At 47.1% G+C, this 16,269-nt stretch carries 15 protein-coding genes and 1 other annotated feature; of the genes, 6 read left to right on the forward strand and 9 right to left on the reverse strand.

Annotation, left to right across the window (positions count from 1 at the left end; genetic code table 11):
* Positions 1-93 precede the first annotated feature (93 nt).
* Entirely contained in the window at positions 94-276 is a 183-nt protein-coding gene (locus tag G9F50_RS19340; RefSeq protein WP_003152309.1) for a sporulation protein Cse60, read from the reverse strand.
* A 200-nt stretch (positions 277-476) separates the two neighbouring features.
* Here G9F50_RS19340 and G9F50_RS19345 point away from each other — a divergent pair, with 200 nt between their 5' ends.
* From G9F50_RS19345 to melA, 5 genes are read left to right on the forward strand one after another with little or no spacing between them, the layout of a single operon-like run.
* Positions 477-1,502: a LacI family DNA-binding transcriptional regulator gene (locus G9F50_RS19345; protein WP_060562038.1), complete on the forward strand. Its 1,026-nt coding sequence runs from the start codon at positions 477-479 to the stop codon at positions 1,500-1,502.
* A gap of 41 nt (positions 1,503-1,543) precedes the next feature.
* A complete protein-coding gene (locus G9F50_RS19350; protein ID WP_060562039.1) occupies positions 1,544-2,821 on the forward strand; it encodes an ABC transporter substrate-binding protein in 1,278 nt (425 codons plus the stop codon).
* The gene (locus G9F50_RS19355; protein ID WP_003152306.1) at positions 2,818-3,732 is read left to right on the forward strand and encodes a carbohydrate ABC transporter permease; all 915 of its coding nucleotides are present in this window, start codon (positions 2,818-2,820) and stop codon (positions 3,730-3,732) included. The genes G9F50_RS19350 and G9F50_RS19355 overlap by 4 nt, the downstream gene beginning before the upstream one ends.
* Complete coding sequence (locus tag G9F50_RS19360) at positions 3,729-4,550, forward strand: carbohydrate ABC transporter permease (protein ID WP_003152305.1); 822 nt, start codon at positions 3,729-3,731, stop codon at positions 4,548-4,550. The genes G9F50_RS19355 and G9F50_RS19360 overlap by 4 nt, the downstream gene beginning before the upstream one ends.
* 22 nt (positions 4,551-4,572) lie before the next feature.
* Positions 4,573-5,871: an alpha-galactosidase MelA gene (melA, locus tag G9F50_RS19365; protein ID WP_060562041.1), complete on the forward strand. Its 1,299-nt coding sequence runs from the start codon at positions 4,573-4,575 to the stop codon at positions 5,869-5,871.
* A 36-nt stretch (positions 5,872-5,907) separates the two neighbouring features.
* Here melA and G9F50_RS19370 read toward each other — a convergent pair whose 3' ends face one another.
* The 4 genes from G9F50_RS19370 to G9F50_RS19385 all read right to left on the reverse strand — a co-directional run bounded on the left by G9F50_RS19370 (position 5,908) and on the right by G9F50_RS19385 (position 10,072).
* The gene (locus G9F50_RS19370) at positions 5,908-6,384 is read right to left on the reverse strand and encodes a GNAT family N-acetyltransferase (RefSeq protein WP_207195718.1); all 477 of its coding nucleotides are present in this window, start codon (positions 6,382-6,384) and stop codon (positions 5,908-5,910) included.
* 84 nt (positions 6,385-6,468) lie between these two features.
* Positions 6,469-6,780, reverse strand: a complete 312-nt coding sequence (locus tag G9F50_RS19375; protein ID WP_003152299.1) for a rhodanese-like domain-containing protein — start codon at positions 6,778-6,780, stop codon at positions 6,469-6,471.
* Between the two features lie 116 nt (positions 6,781-6,896).
* Complete coding sequence (gene leuS / locus G9F50_RS19380; protein WP_060562042.1) at positions 6,897-9,311, reverse strand: leucine--tRNA ligase; 2,415 nt, start codon at positions 9,309-9,311, stop codon at positions 6,897-6,899.
* A gap of 109 nt (positions 9,312-9,420) precedes the next feature.
* Positions 9,421-9,634: a binding site (T-box leader), on the reverse strand.
* Positions 9,635-9,736: 102 nt separating this feature from the next.
* Positions 9,737-10,072 carry a DUF4257 domain-containing protein gene (locus G9F50_RS19385; protein WP_015418038.1) on the reverse strand — a complete coding sequence of 112 codons (336 nt, stop codon included), beginning with the start codon at positions 10,070-10,072 and terminating at the stop codon, positions 9,737-9,739.
* Positions 10,073-10,459: 387 nt separating this feature from the next.
* Here G9F50_RS19385 and ytvA point away from each other — a divergent pair, with 387 nt between their 5' ends.
* Entirely contained in the window at positions 10,460-11,245 is a 786-nt protein-coding gene (gene ytvA / locus G9F50_RS19390; RefSeq protein ID WP_025285140.1) for a YtvA family blue-light photoreceptor, read from the forward strand.
* A 42-nt stretch (positions 11,246-11,287) separates the two neighbouring features.
* Here ytvA and G9F50_RS19395 read toward each other — a convergent pair whose 3' ends face one another.
* The 4 genes from G9F50_RS19395 to G9F50_RS19410 form a co-directional block, all read right to left on the reverse strand.
* Positions 11,288-12,472, reverse strand: a complete 1,185-nt coding sequence (locus tag G9F50_RS19395) for an MDR family MFS transporter (RefSeq protein ID WP_015240418.1) — start codon at positions 12,470-12,472, stop codon at positions 11,288-11,290.
* Between the two features lie 195 nt (positions 12,473-12,667).
* Positions 12,668-13,387, reverse strand: coding sequence for a YwaF family protein (locus G9F50_RS19400; RefSeq protein ID WP_060562043.1), 720 nt, complete (start codon positions 13,385-13,387; stop codon positions 12,668-12,670).
* Between the two features lie 107 nt (positions 13,388-13,494).
* A complete protein-coding gene (locus tag G9F50_RS19405; protein ID WP_060562044.1) occupies positions 13,495-15,435 on the reverse strand; it encodes an FtsX-like permease family protein in 1,941 nt (646 codons plus the stop codon).
* Positions 15,432-16,187, reverse strand: a complete 756-nt coding sequence (locus tag G9F50_RS19410; protein ID WP_015240420.1) for an ABC transporter ATP-binding protein — start codon at positions 16,185-16,187, stop codon at positions 15,432-15,434. Before G9F50_RS19410 ends, G9F50_RS19405 begins: the two co-directional genes overlap by 4 nt.
* Between the last annotated feature and the right edge of the window lie 82 nt (positions 16,188-16,269).

Raw genomic sequence — 16,269 nt, forward strand, 5'->3', positions numbered from 1 at the left:
CAATCACCGATAAACTATCGGCAATTGGCTGTTTAAAAGGTGTTTTGACCCCTGTCTCAAAAACGGGGGGCAGTCCCTTTCATCCGGGCTTTTTTATTTTCGGTATAAAATGAGAGCGGAAAAACAATAAAGCTGCTCACCTTCAGGATCACAGGCCGCCGCTACCGTATATTTAATATCAACGAGCTGTTCATCAGAAATCCCCTTTAAAAATGTATTGACTTCAGTCTGCAGATCCTTTTCATGCTCCTCATCAAAAACAGCTATCTTCAGCACATCACCCTCTCCTTTCTCTATCAATTTATTCCGGTTCAATTGAAATATGATAGAGAAAAACAGATTTTCTTTTTTACTGATTTTTACTAAAAGTAACCAAAAATAGTTATTGAAAACGCTTACTAACATATGATAATATCATTTTAACAATAACCAGGTCATTTCTGTTTAGTAAATATTTAGTAAAAAGGAGATGCGAAATGGTCCGTCTCAAAGATATTGCCTTACAGGCATCTGTATCCAGCGCGACAGTATCGAGAATTTTGAATAAGGATGACTCTTTGGCCGTGACTGATGAAACAAGAGAAAAAGTTCTGAGGATCGCCGATGAGCTGGGCTATCAGCCGTCGGCAAAAAAACGGAAGAACCGCAGCCGCAGCGATTCTGCGCCCCTGATCGGCGTTGTCAGCTGCCTGTCACCGGAAGAAGAACGGCAGGATCCTTATTTTTCAGCGATTCGAAAAGGCATTGAGGAAGAATGCTTTCGGCAAAAAGTTTTTATCACATCTTCTATCCATCTCGGTTCTTTTCAAGAGCATATGTTTCACGAACTGGACGGCGTGATCGTAATCGGCAGCCTGCAAGAAGAGGCGCTTACGAATATCAGCGCCGCTTTCAGGCACGCGGTATTTGTTAACGGCACCCCCGATCCCGCCCGCTACGATTCTGTCAGCGTGGATTTTTATGCCGCAGCGCAAAAGGCGATAGAACATCTTCTGTCGCTCGGTTACCAGCGGCTCGGTTATATCGGCGGCCGGGAGCGGGAGCATACCGTCATAGACGGTGTAAACAGCAATAAAACGATTGAGGATAAGCGTCTGACCGCTTTCTTACAAATGGCCGGCGCCGGGCCGGAGCATGTACTGATCGGCGAATACAGCATGCACGAAGGGTTCCGGCTGATGAATGAAGCCATCAAAGGCGGAAGTCTCCCCGATGCCTTTTTTATCGCAAGTGATTCGATGGCTGTCGGCGCTTTAAAAGCCTTGCAGGAAGCCGGCCTTCAAGTCCCGCGCGATACGGCAATTGTCAGCTTCAACGGAATTGATGAGGCAGAATACGCCAGCACGCCGTTATCAACGGTAAAAGTATACACGGAAGAGATGGGCCGGACGGGTGTCAAATTGCTTCTCGACCGTTTAAACGGAAGAACCGTCCCGCTGGCCGTGACGCTCCCCACTTCATTGATTGTCAGACAAAGCTGCGGCTCACAAGAAAGGAGGTGACATGTCCCGCAGCGTTTATATCATATTTAAAGGAGGAAAAGATGAAACGCTTACTGGCTTTGTTTCTTTCTTTTACTTGCATGATACTACCCGGCTGCTCGGCAGAACAGAGCGGCGCCGGAGAAAAGCAGAAAACATTGACAGTCTATTCCACAATATCCTCAGACAGCGAACGCGCCGTATTCAGAAAGTTGGCTGATTCATTCCAAAAAGAACATCCGGACATTCAAGTAAACGTTCATTTCCCAAGCAATGACTACGAAAATATGATGAGGGTCAGAATGGCGGCCGGTGACATGCCCGATCTTTTCGACACACACGGCTGGGCCAAAATCCGCTACGGAGAATATACCGCCGACCTCAGCGGCATGTCTTGGACGAAGCGGCTCGATCCGAATTTAAACAGCATGCTCAAAGACGCCAAAGGCAGAATATACGCCTTCCCTCTGAATCAGGCAAAGGACGGACTGGCCTACAACCGTACAATGTTGAAAAAATACGGAATCAAACCGCCGGGAACAATGGATGATTTTATGAAGGCACTGAGACAGATTAAAGAAAAAAGCGGCGGAACAGTCACCCCCTTTTGGTTTGCCGGCTATGAGAAAAGCTCATTTGCCCAATATTACGATCAATTCGCCGCACCGCTTCTCATCACAGATCCCGTACACCGTTTCAAAAAACAGCTGTTAAACGGAACCTTCCGCTGGACACACTTCACCTATTTATCTGACAAACTGAAAGAGATGCAAAAGGAAAACCTGCTCAATATAGATGCCGTGACGGCAAAACGGTCCCAGCTCATTGAACTGATGGCGCAAAACAAAATCGCCTTTACGCTGCAGGGCGGCACCCTCGGCCAAGACGTCGCTCAAATCAATCCGAAGGTAAAAGTCGGCATCATACCGACCCCGGCCGTCCACAAGGGAGACGCGCCGGTTTGGATCGGAGGCGAACGTTACACGCTGGCGGCATTCAAGGATTCCCCGCGGCTTGAAGAAGCGAAACAGTTCATCGCATTTATGGCCCGTCCCGAGCATGCGAAATCAATTGCCGAAGCGACCTCGCTTCCGGCCGGATTAGTGAATGTGCAAACGGACATTTTCTACGCAAATGACTATAAGCGCTATCAGCATATTAAGGTGCAGCCTTATTTTGACCGCCTTTATTTGCCGAACGGAATGTGGGATGTGATGGGGACAGCCGGGCAGGAGCTGATGGCCGATATCTTAACCCCCGCGGAAATTTCGGCGAAACTCGGCAGGGAATATAAGCGGCTCCGTCTTCAATCTGATTCACAAGGAGCTGAAAAAGAATGAGTGATCTTGCAAGAGAAACCCAAGGATTTCAGCATCAAAAGCCGGTAAAACCCGCGTCACTGTGGTGGATGTACGTTCCCGCTCTTGCCACGGTTTTTATTTTTATGATTTTTCCGTTTGTCAAAGGCGCTTTTATCACATTTACAAACTGGAACGGCTTCTCACAGACGTATCAATGGGTGGGGGTCACTCAATATAAAAGGCTTTTTACAGATCCGGACACGTGGCTTATTGTGAAAAACACTTTGCTTTACGGCATCGGAAGCACTTTTTTTCAGAATATGCTCGGACTTTTATATGCGCTGCTTTTGAATCAGAGCTTAAAAATGAAGGCACTCACAAGAACGATCGTCTACCTGCCCGTCATTATCAGTCCGCTGATTATGGGATACATTTGGTATTTTATTTTCTCATATGACGGGGGTGCGCTGAATGATGTACTGGGCGCACTGGGAATCGGTCCTGTCAACGCCTTGGCAAGCCCTGCGGCAAACCCTTGGATTATCGTCATGATTAACACGTATCAATACGCAGGCATTGCAATGATTGTATATTTGGCGGGGCTGCAAAGCATTCCGAAAGATTATTACGAAGCCGCAAAAATGGATGGCGCGGGAGGTCTTCAGCCGTTTTTCACCATCACCCTGCCATTATTGATGCCGGCTGTCACCATCAACATGGTCATCAATATCATCGGAGGGCTGAAGCTGTTTGATGTCATTTTCGCGCTGACCGCAGGCGGGCCGGGCAATTCCTCTCAATCGATGTCGACGTTTATGTATGATTTATATTTTAAACGGCAGGATGCGGGATATGCCGCCGCCCAAGGCGTGTTTATGTCCGTCATTATTCTTGTCATCAGCTTTTCGGCTCTCGTGTATTTCAAGCGAAAGGAGACGGAAATGTCATGAAAACAGCCCGAATGCGGATTTTTACGCTGTTGGCTGCCGTTATCTCGTGCGTTCATATTGTCCCCTTTTATATTTTGCTGACCACGTCATTAAAAGCAAAAGGAGACTACAGTTCAAAATGGTCGCTGCCATCCGCCTTTTCATTTCAGAATTTTCGTGAAGCATGGGAGCGCGCCTCTCTCGGGCAATCCTTTCTGAACACGATCATCATTACAGCCGTTTCCGCCGCCTTGCTAATTTTCATGGGTTCGCTTGCCGCATACCCGCTCGCAAGAAGAAATACAAAGCTGAACAAAATCGTCTTCGGCCTTTTGATTTCAATCATGATCATCCCGCCTTTGACTTCCATGGTTCCTTTATACAAGATGGTCGCTGATGCGGGGCTGGTCAATACGCATGCCGCAGCCATTCTCATTAATACGGCTGCATATATGCCGCTGACCGTTTTCTTATATTCAGGGTTTATCCGCTCCTCTATTCCGAAAGAACTTGAGGAAGCCGCCAGGATGGACGGCGCGGGATTGATCAGGACTTTTTATACGATCGTGTTTCCTTTGTTGAAACCGATTACCGCAACGGTCTGCATTATTTCCTGCGTGTTTATCTGGAACGATTACCAATTTGCGATTTTCTTTTTACAAGATCAAAAGGTGCAGACATTGACCGTGGCCATGGCGGGGTTCTTCGGCGAAAACGCGAACAATCTTCACTTAGTCGCCGCAGCCGCAATTATGGCGATGCTGCCGATGGTCGTATTGTTTTTGGCGCTTCAAAAATATTTTATCTCAGGGCTGTCCTCCGGGGCGGTCAAAGGCTGAGAAGAAAAGGGAGGAATTTCTGTTGAAGAAAATTACATTTATCGGAGCGGGGAGCACGATTTTCGCAAAAAATGTACTGGGGGACTGCTTACTAACTGAAGCATTAAACGGATTTGAATTCGCGCTTTATGATATTGACGCTGTACGGCTGAAAGAATCCCAGCTCATGCTGGAAAACATGAGAGACCGCTACAATACGAGTATATCCATCATCTCTTACGATGACCGAAAACAGGCGCTTACACAGGCCGGCTATGTGATAAACGCCATTCAGGTCGGAGGCTATAAACCCGCGACGGTCATTGACTTTGACATCCCGAAGCGGTACGGTCTCCGCCAGACGATTGCCGATACCGTCGGAATAGGCGGCATTTTCCGTTCCCTCCGCACCATCCCCGTTTTATTTGACATCGCAAAAGACATGGAAGAGGTCTGCCCGGATGCGTGGCTGTTAAACTATACAAATCCGATGGCCTCTCTGACCGGAGCGATGCTCAGACATACAAATGTCAAAACGGTCGGCCTGTGCCACAGCGTCCAGGTCTGTACCAAAGATCTGTTTGACTCACTCGGCATGGATCACGAAGGTACGGAAGAACGCATTGCCGGCATCAACCATATGGCTTGGCTTTTGGAGATTAAAAAAGACGGAATTGATTTATATCCGGAAATTAAAAGACGGGCACGCGAAAAACAAAAGACGAAACATAAGGACATGGTGCGGTTTGAGCTGATGGATAAATTCGGCTGCTACGTGACGGAATCATCTGAGCATAATGCCGAATATCACCCGTATTTTATAAAAAGCCGGTATCCGGAGCTGATAGATGAACTCCAAATTCCGCTTGATGAATATCCGAGGAGATGCGCGGATCAAATCAAATATTGGGAAACGATGAGAGACGGCATCATCAACAACCAAAACCTGACGCATGAACGCTCGAAAGAATACGGTTCGAGAATTATAGAAGCGATGGAGACGGGCCGTCCGTTCACATTCGGCGGCAATGTGCTGAATACAGGGCTGATACCGAATCTGCCGGCGAAAGCGGTCGTTGAAGTGCCGTGCGCCGCCGTCAAAAACCAAATTATGCCGTGCTACTCCGGCGAACTTCCGGAGCAGCTCGCGGCGCTCAATAGAACAAACATTAACACACAGCTTTTAACCATCGAAGCAGCCGTTACATTAAAAAAGGAAGCCGTATATCAAGCGGCCATGCTTGATCCGCATACGAGCGCCGAGCTTTCCATGAATGACATAATCTCTTTGTGCGATGACTTATTTGAAGCGCACAAAGACCGGCTTCCGGCTTATCATTGATCATTCGCGATCCGGTCCTGGGCGGGCCGGACGCTTTTATACGTTCAGCACCAGTTTGACCGTCTGTAAGGTGTGTCCTTTAAAATCTTCTTCAAATTCACATACCCTTTGAAACCCTTTCGCTTGATAAAAGGACAAGGCGATGCGGTTCTCTTTTTCTGCATGGACATAAAGCTTTTTTACCCCGCCGGACTGCCTGATGCATTCTTTAAGAAGTGCCGTGCCTATCCCGCTTCCCTGGCAATCCGGGTCAATATAGATGGCGGTCAGCTCCGCATTTCCGTCTTTTTGAACCGGGGTGACATTTGCAAAACCGAGCACTCGCCCCTCTTCTTCTGCCACAAAGAACAAAGAATGCAAGAGCCGGCGTTCCATCATCTCATCCTGATAGGCGGATTCGAGAAACTGATCCTGAATGTGTCTGGGGATAATCCCTTCATATGTATGATGCCAGCTTCGTTCTGCGACTTGCCGGACCTGTTTGATATCGTTTGTTTTCATCGCGCGGATCATCGGTTTCACCTGATTCGCCTCCCGTTTTTTTATAAAAAAAGAAGAAAAAGACGCACGTCCCTTTTCTTCTTTCACTTCAAAGCGTTATTTCTTCGGCTTTGTTTCGCCTTCCCACTCCAGCATGCCGCCTTCAACATTAACTGTACGGAAGCCCTGCTCATGTAAATACATACAAACGTTCATGCTTCTTTTTCCGGAACGGCAGATAAATACATATTCCTTGTCCTTGTCTAACGCATCCATCTTCTCAGGGATGTCCCCCATGCGGATATGAACGGCCTCCGGAATCATTCCTTCGGCAACTTCTTCGTCTTCTCTGACATCAATCAGATACAGCTCTTCTCCCGCTTTTAATTTTTCTTCCAGTGCGGCTGTGCTGATTTCATTTATTTTCAATGCGTGACACTCCCATTCATCTTTATGGTGTTAAGTATACCAAAGCCCGCGGTGCAATTTCTATGATAGAGGCCTGATAAAAAAGCCCCTCTCTGTAGGAGAGGGGCTTCGTCCGGTCAGTTTGCCACGATATTGACAAGCTTGCCCGGTACGGCAATGATTTTTCGGATCGTTTTTCCTTCAAGCTGCTCTTTTACTTTTTCGTCAGCTTGTGCGAGCTGTTCTAACGCTGCTTTATCAGCATCAGCCGGAACCATTAATTTCGCTTTTACTTTTCCGTTCAGCTGGACGACGATTTCCACTTCATCGTCCACCAGTTTTGATTCATCATAAGCAGGCCAAGCCTCGTATGCAATCGAACCTTCGTGGCCGAGTTTTTCCCACAGTTCTTCCGCCAAATGCGGCGCAACAGGAGAAAGCAGCTTCACAAAACCTTCGATATATTCTCTCGGCAGTTCATTCGCTTTGTAAGCTTCATTAATGAAGACCATCAGCTGAGAAATGCCCGTGTTAAAACGAAGGGCTTCGAAGTTTTCTGTCACTTTCATAACCGTTTCATGATAGACGCGCTCAAGAGTTTCGCCCGCGCCTTCTGTCACTTTACCCGTCAGCTCGCCGTTTTCCTCGATAAACAAACGCCATACGCGGTCAAGGAAGCGGCGCGCTCCGTCAAGACCTGATTCAGACCAGGCGATAGATGCGTCAAGCGGCCCCATAAACATTTCGTACAGGCGAAGCGTATCTGCTCCGTGAGACGCCACAATTTCATCCGGATTGACGACGTTTCCGCGGGATTTACTCATTTTTTCATTGTTTTCCCCGAGAATCATCCCTTGGTTATACAGCTTTTGGAACGGTTCTTTCGTCGGCACGACACCGATATCGTAGAGGAATTTATGCCAGAAACGCGCGTACAGAAGGTGAAGCACGGCATGCTCCGCTCCTCCAATGTAAATATCAACGGGCAGCCATTTATCCAGTTTCTCAGGTGAAGCGAGCTGATCCGGATTTTTCGGGTCGATAAAGCGGAGGAAATACCAGCAGCTTCCCGCCCATTGCGGCATCGTGTTCGTTTCTCTTCTGCCTTTTTTGCCCGTTTCAGGATCAGTGACTTCCACCCACTCTTTAATGTTGGCAAGCGGTGATTCACCTGTTCCGCTCGGTTTGATCTCATCGGTTTTCGGCAGAATCAGCGGCAGCTCTTCCGCCGGAACGGCTGTTGACGTGCCATCTTCCCAATGAATGACCGGAATCGGCTCGCCCCAATAGCGCTGGCGGCTGAACAGCCAATCACGCAGACGGTATGTCACTTTTTTCTCACCGTTTTTCGTTTCTTCAAGCCAGGCGATCATTTTTTCAATCGCTTCCGCTTTATTCAGTCCGTTCAGAAAGCCGGAATTGACATGCTCTCCGTCTCCCGTATACGCTTCTTCTTCCGTGTTTCCGCCTTTTACGACTTCTTTGACAGGCAGGCTGAACACTTTTGCGAATTCAAAATCACGTTCGTCATGCGCCGGCACGGCCATTACAGCGCCCGTTCCGTAAGAGGCGAGGACATAATCCGCTATCCAGATCGGCAGCTTTTCTCCGTTTGCAGGGTTTACGGCATATGCGCCCGTGAAGACGCCCGTTTTTGTTTTCGCAAGATCCGTCCGTTCCAGGTCACTTTTCGCCTGAACTTCTTTAACATAAGCGTCTACCGCTTCTTTTTGTTCAGGCGTCGTGATGGCCTCCACAAGCTCATGCTCAGGAGCCAGTACGGCATAAGCCGCGCCAAACAGCGTGTCCGGTCTTGTCGTAAACACGGTAAACGTGTCATCAGTGCCGTCGATCGCGAAATGCACGTTTGCGCCTTCTGAGCGTCCGATCCAGTTGCGCTGCATGTCTTTAATGCTTTCCGGCCAGTCAAGGTCTTCTAAATCTTCAAGAAGCCTGTCCGCATAAGCGGTGATTTTCAGCATCCATTGTCTCATCGGACGGCGTTCAACCGGATGGCCGCCCCGCTCGCTTTTGCCGTCAATGACTTCTTCGTTCGCAAGCACCGTTCCGAGCGCCGGGCACCAGTTGACCGGCACTTCGTCTACGTAAGCGAGCCCTTTTTCGTACAGCTTGGTGAAGATCCACTGCGTCCACTTGTAATAGTCCGGATCAGTCGTATTGATTTCACGATCCCAATCATATGAAAATCCGAGCGATTGAATCTGGCGGCGGAAATTATCTATATTTTGTTTTGTGAACTCGGCCGGATCATTCCCCGTGTCAAGCGCGTATTGCTCGGCAGGAAGCCCGAACGCGTCCCATCCCATCGGATGAAGCACATTGTATCCTTGCATGCGTCTCATGCGCGAAAGGATATCGGTTGCCGTATAGCCTTCCGGATGTCCGACATGAAGGCCGGCTCCTGAAGGATACGGGAACATGTCAAGCGCGTAAAACTTCGGCTTGTCATTCTCTTCACTGACGGCGAACGTTTTATGATCCAACCAGTAATTCTGCCATTTCTTTTCTATTTTTTCATGCTGAAAACTCAACGTAAAAACCTCCTTCTGATTGAATACGGCGTATGTAGTCCAAGTATTGACGGGATGAGAAAGATTATATTCAGATTATTCTAAAACTAAAAAAAACTCCCTCATCCCAAAAAGGGACGAGAGATTTTTGTTTCCCGCGGTACCACCCTCGTTAGCGCGGTTTTAAGCCGCACTCACTTGATACTTTTAACGCAGTTATGCGTCAGCGGTTTTGCCGCTGCAACTCTGAGGCGAGTTCGGAAACAGACTTGATTGACTTGCACCCGCCGTCAACTCTCTGATTGCAAAATCTGCTTCTTACTGCTCCTCTTCACTGTTCTTATCGCTACCGTAATCTTACCTGTATTTTATAGAATTCTGTTCATAAGTGCAAGCAGGTTTGTATACAATGGGAATGTACCCGGAACGGGTCATGAGCGGGGATATTATTTTGATGGAGGATTTTTTTGCTGGTGTGGTTTTGCTTCGGCCGAATCACTGTTTTGTTCTCTGACAAAATCAAAGCTCCTGAGAACAGCTTCTCCGCCGTAGCCTGCGATTATCGATAAGATGACGAGTTGAATTCCTGAATCGGGGTCAGCGGATAAGACAAGTAAGATGGAAGCAGCCATTCCGATAAAACCATCTTCCAAAAAACCGAGATAGATAAACCGCTTTGTCATTCTGGGTTTCTCCAGCCTGCCTCTCTTTTTCACATGACCGAGAACCCCCATGATTCCTCCAATTACACAAGCAATTATTACCTGATGCAGCATCTTCATCACCTTCCTAAAGCCCTTATTTAGTAAAGCGACTTCAGGCCATCCAGCCCCCTTACGAATACGATGATTTTCGATATCTACATACCGGCGATTGAGCAGGAAAGTAAAAAGCTTGTTTCTTCCATTATATGTGAACACATGATCGGTAAGCTTGATGCATTAGATTCATTTTTCACCCAGTGACAATGACCTAGTCACTTACTTAGCGATGATGTGCCTTCCCCTTATATATTCAGTGTATATGAGGACAAGCCCGAATGACAAATTGCAAACTTCGGCTGCTTGAATCAGAACATATGTTATGCTACGGTTACTGTAGATTCATTTAAAAAGGGGAGAAACACGGCTGAAAAAGCGCGCAGCTTTACGGCCAAAAGGGGGTTTTACATGGCTGACTCAAATGTATCCGGAAAACTGGAGCAGCTGGAGCTTATCAAAAAGGCGCTTGATCACGCACGCATCGGCGTGGTGATTACAGACCCCTCTCTTGAGGATAATCCCATCATATATACAAATCAGGGATTTATGGATATGACAGGCTACTCTTCCGAAGAGATATTAGGTAAGAACTGCAGATTTCTGCAAAGCAAAGAAACCGACCGTCAACAAGTCGCGAAAATCAGAAAGAGCTTAACCCAGAAAGAAAAGATCACGGTGCGGCTGAAAAACGTCAAAAAAGACGGCACCCCATTTTGGAATGAACTCAACATTGATCCTCTTTATGTTGAAGACAAGCTCTATTTTGTCGGTTTTCAAAAAGACATTACAGAGCAGAAAGAATACGAAAAGCTCCTTGAGGATTCCCTCACAGAAATCACGACGCTGTCAACACCGATTGTTCCGATCCGAAACGGCATCTCCGCTTTGCCGTTAGTGGGAAACTTAACGGAAGAACGATTTGATTCAATTGTGACAACTTTGACAGACATATTAACCGCATCTAAAGATGATTACTTAATTATAGACTTATCAGGTCTGGCCGAGGTAAACGAACAGACCGCAGACCGGATTTTCAAATTGCACCACCTGCTTAAATTAATCGGCACAGAATTGATTATCACCGGTATCAAGCCTACCCTCGCCATGAGAATGAATCAGCTTGATGCCAGCTTTTCTTCATTAAAGACATATTTAAACGTTAAGGACGCCGTCAACGTGCTTCCGGTCGTATAAACAAAAAAATCCCGCCGAAACAGCGGGATTTTTTTTATGTCGTCATCGCACTTGGACGTTTTGTTTATTAACGGTTTTCAGGCGTTTGTCGTACAGCACCGTCGCTGCGATGCTGACAACAAGAAGCACCATCAGGATCAACAGCAGCACGCTCATTCCGTACTGATCAACCAGCACGCCGCCAAGGAGCGGCCCGATCATTCTGCCGCCCGTCGCCGCACTGTTGACGAATCCTTGGTAAAATCCTTCTTTCCCCTTAGGCGCAAGCTGATTGGCAATGGTAGGCACGGCAGGCCAGACAAGCATTTCTCCGACGGTTAAAATCACCATTGCGGTGAGGTACATCGGAAATTGCTTGGCGCTGAGAAGCACGCCGAACGAGACGATAAAAATACAAAAGCCGATGACCATCTGCGTTTTTAACGCACCGGACCATTTTTTCAGAACAGCTCCCATGAGAGGCTGTCCGGCGACAATTAATATTCCGTTTACGGTCCAGAGCACACTGTATAATGAAAGCGGCATACCGATGCTTTGAGTATGTGACGCAACGGTTGTGGACCACTGCGAATAGGCGATCCACCCGAGAACATACCCGCCGCTCAATATGAGAAGCGCCGTAAATTTCGTTCTGCTGCTGACAGGCTCGTAGTCCAGAACAGAAACCTGGCTCGCATTTTGGGTTTTGATATTTCGAAACCCGAAAAATACGATAAGGAAAAACAGCACATACAGCATAGCATTGGCTAAAAACACGTACGTAAACGAGTACGCCGCAACCATCCCGCCGAGTGCCGAGCCCACGGCGACACCTGCGTTCTGAGCTACATAAATCGCATTAAAAGCTCTCCGCCCGCCTTCTTTCCATACCGCTCCCGCCATGGCGTAACTGGCCGGAAACACGATACCGGAACCGAAGCCGACAATGATGAGCAGCCAAATATAAACGGGCCATTGATGAAACAGAACGAGTCCGAGAAGACTTGCCAATGTGATCATAATGCCCAGCATAATGGATTTGAATCCGCCGATTTTATCAAACAAAAATCCGCCGCATAAATTCCCCGCCACACTGGCCCCGGAATTCAGCATCAGAACAACCCCCGCAACAGTCAGCGATTTCCCTAAATGATTATGAATATAGATCGTATTCAGCGGCCACAAAAAAGATGCGCCCGTCACATTGATAAACATTCCGATGATTAATATCTTCAAAGCGCGCGGCATACCGATCCCCCTCTCTCTATAAAAAACCCCATGAAAAAACGGAAACCGCAAGCCGCGGCTCCGTATCGAACTTGTTATCATAGCACATTCATTCTATCGCCGCGGACGTCTTTTTTCAACATCAGAATCTGAAAAAAATAATGCCGGAATGTTGAAAAAATTACAAATGATTGGATTCACAAAAACAGGCCGGCCTCATGCTCTTTTCCTCAGCAGCCAAAACGGAATATACAGAATGAAAAAGCTCAATATCACCGCCGCTTCCATTGATAGAAGATACCACGGCCAAGGTCCGAAAACATTCAGAAGCGAAGCGGTCTTCGGTTTTTTCATTAAATATAAGTAATTTGCATTCAGCACACGATCAATAAAAAAGACACACGCCCCGTACAGATTTACGATCAGCACCGACATCCACAGCCCGCGTGCCGACGGCCTGTACCTTTCTGAAGCGGCCATGAATAGACAGGTAAGAAAAACACAGCCGTGGGAGACGAAAAACACGATGTACCGAAAATGAGGAGAAGAATACGCCCCTAAATCAGGTGTTGCCATCGCCTGTACGGCGCTGCCCAAACCGGCAAAATAGACGAAGGCGAACAGTTTTTTGCTTTTTGTCATGACCATCAGCATTGCCAAATAGACGGAAAGGTCGCTCAGCTGCAGCGGCAGAGCTGTTTTCAACGACCAGGCATGATGACAAAGCAGCCATATATGATAGCTGATCTGCGACACGGCAAGGAGAATGAACAGTACATAGCGGAAAACGCGATTCGACCGGCCGTGATTGAGCTGTTTCCGGAATACGATCACGCACACCCCCAGCAATCCGATGACCAACAGCGTGAAAATGTGTTCCTTGGAAAAAAGATGAAAGGCTCCTGTTTCAGATTTCAATTGAAAATACTTCTGCATAAGGCTCCCCCGCGCGAAAAAATGACGTATGTCTATTCTTTTAAAAATCGCTTTCTTCTATTCATACAAAAAAAGCCTCCGCTTATGCGGAGGCTCCTCAACTTGTTTTACAAGGCGGATTGAATGACCTTTTTATAGTATAGCACCGACAGCATGCCGAAGATGGAGTACAGCAGCGTATACAGCGCCATGACGATGATCATCGGCGTCCACACTTCCGTTCCGAATAAAAACCATCCTGACTGAACGGCAAAATAGCTGTGGAACAGCCCGAGAACGAGCGGAATCCCGAAATGATACGCCTGCTTCCGGCGGATGCCTTTCAGCAGATCTCCTGTTGTGAAGCCGAGCTTCCGCAATATCGTGTAATCAGCCTTCTCATCCTCACACTCGCCCATTTGTTTAAAATAAAGGATACAGCCTGAGGTAATCAGAAAGGTTAATCCTAAAAACCCGACAATAAACATGACCAGCCCCATGTTTTTCTTTTGCGTGTCAGCCGTTTCAAATTGTGAAAGCGCGCCGTCAGAATAGTGCTGCGCTTGAAACAGACCATCAGCTTTTTGGATGTCCTCTTCTCGTTTGAGTGTAATGCCGAAAAACCGATTTGATTTTCCCTGGATGGACGGGTCGATATCTTTCTCGATCCGGTCAAATACCTGCTGCGTGACGATAACGGTCGGCAGCCCTCCGCTTGTAAATGTATATGACAGGAGGAAGTCGTTCTTCAAGCCCTTATACGCCAGCGGTATTTTATCCGTTTTGCCGTTTATATCAATGGATCCTGACGTTTTCAGGTCGAGAAATCTTTTCATCATATCATTATATCCGGTAAACACGGCTTCTCCGTCAGAAAGCTCCGTCCCTTCTGCGTCTTTCTCGCTTATAATCGGCAGCGCCAAGCTGGACGGGTCTTGTTGAAAGCTTTTCATGTCGCCGTTTATGATGTTCTTCATATTGACACCGGCTTGAATGGTCTTGATTGTTTTCACTTTGTGTTCAATTCCGTTTTTCTTCAATAAAGCGGTAAATGAGTCAGTCTCCTTTTGGTTATCAAACGCAAAGTCCGCGGCTGTATTTTGCTCAGCCGATTTTTCCGCGGAATAGTACGAGATATAGCTTAAAGACAGCAAACCGATTGCCAGCGCCGAAAGAGTCGTAATAATCGTCAGCAGGACGGCGTTTGACTTCATCCGGAACATGATGGATGACAAAGACAGCACTTCACTGACATTCAGATACCCGCCTTTTGATTTCCGGATGAGATTTGCCAGAAAGCTGACCGAACCTTTATAAAACAGATAGGTTCCGATAATGACCGAGCCGAGAATAAACACCATGGCCGAAAACAGTTCATTCATGCTCGTAAAACTGCCTCCGAATAAATCCGCAGACACGGCATAGCCGGCGATAATGGCCGCAATACCGACAACGCCGATCGACATCTGCACCCAAGAAAGCCGTCTTATGCCGCTTTCTGACGATGACGCGGTTTTAAATAAAGACAAAATGCTTTGCCGTTTAATAAATAAGTAATTCATCATCATAATCAGCACGTAAATCGCCCCGAACACAATTAACGTCTGAACGAGCGCCTTGCTTGAAAAAAACAGTGAGACAGAGGCTTTCACACCGACTGTATGAAACAGCATCATCATACATAATTTCGAGAGAGAAAAGCCGGCAAAAATACCGATCCAAATCGATCCGAAATACAAAATGAAATTTTCTGTGCTGAGTATGCGGAAAATGTGCATTTTCGTCATTCCGATTAATCGGAATAAGCCGATTTCCCGGCCGCGCCGTTTAATAAAAATGGTGTTGGCGTATAAAAGAAATACCGACACGATCGCCACAAGCAGTACAGAGGCGGCCCGGATTGCCGCCGCTCCTTTTATGGAGCTTTTCATTTCATCAAGCGCCGGATCGTATTGCATCGTGACAAACGCGAAATAAAGGGCGGCGCTGAACACCAGCGCAAAAACGTAAAGGTAATAGTTTTTCAAATTCTTTTTCAGGTTCTGGAAGATCAAATGATGAATACTCATGCCTGAATCCCGCCCAATACACTTTGCGTTTTCATAATATCCTGAAAAAAGTCGGGTCTGTCCTGGCCGCCTTTATTCAGCTGTGTATACACACGGCCGTCTTTAATGAAAACCACACGTCCGGAATAGCTGGCAGCAACCGGATCATGCGTCACCATCACAATGGTGGCGCGGCGTTTTTGATTCAGACGGCTGAGTTTATTCAGTAAATCCATGGCAGCCTTTGAATCGAGCGCTCCGGTCGGCTCATCAGCAAAAATAATGCCCGGCTCGTGAATAACAGCTCTTGCGGCAGACGTCCGCTGTTTTTGCCCGCCGGAAATTTCACTCGGATACTTATGTCGCAAATCATAGATCCCAAGCTCCTCTGCCGTCTCGGCAAATCGCAGGTCCGCCTCTTTCTTAGACATTTTCGTAATGGATAACGGCAGGAGTATGTTTTCCTTCACGGTCAGGGTGTCCAATAAATTATAATCCTGAAAAATAAAGCCGAGATGCCGTTTTCTGAATTCGGCAAGCTGCTTTTCTTTCATGGATGTAATCTCCGTCTCATTCAGTTTAATGGTGCCCGCGCTCACTTTATCAATGGAGGAAAGCACATTCAAAAGGGTCGTTTTCCCTGATCCCGACGGGCCCATAATGCTGACGAATTCCCCTTTGTGAATCTGAAGATCAATTCCTTTCAGCACCTCTTGTTTATTCAGCTTGTTTCCGTAGCTTTTTTGGATATTGCCTGCTTCTAAAATCATCACGTTATGATTCTCCTTTTACATTGGTTATCTTTATTTTAAAAACAGAAGCCGTTTTTTTCGTTTGATTAAGCGAACAAAAGAG

Origin of the sequence: Bacillus sp. EKM206B, from assembly GCF_011066015.1 — a bacterium.
Lineage (GTDB): Bacteria > Bacillota > Bacilli > Bacillales > Bacillaceae > Bacillus > Bacillus velezensis.